The sequence below is a fragment of the Streptomyces sp. NRRL F-2664 genome (assembly GCF_000719345.1).
Classification (GTDB): Bacteria; Actinomycetota; Actinomycetes; order Streptomycetales; family Streptomycetaceae; genus Streptomyces.
On record NZ_JOFX01000555.1, the window covers coordinates 1 to 256 of the forward strand.

Below are 256 nucleotides of genomic sequence, written 5' to 3' on the forward strand. Positions count from 1 at the left end.
TCTTCACCGGTCGGCCGTAGGTGTCGTAGGCGGCGGCAGTCACGGTCTCCCGTTTCTGGCCGGCGCTGTTGTGGACGGTGCTGGCCTCGCGGACGGGCATCGCCCAGTCCGCCGGCAGCTCCTCCTCCCGGGGCGGAGGGGCGGGGGAGTCCCCCTCCTGCCAGCTGTAGCCCCGTACCAGTTCCCCGGCGGTGCGGTCGCCGAGGGCGGAGGTGTAGACCTGCTGGGAGGTCAGGAGGTGGAGGCTGTTGTAGTG

General features: G+C 71.5%; 1 protein-coding gene. It reads right to left on the bottom strand.

Annotation, left to right across the window (positions count from 1 at the left end):
* On the bottom strand, positions 1-256 hold a 256-nt coding region (locus tag IF89_RS40220), incomplete at both ends, for a hypothetical protein (protein WP_043195178.1).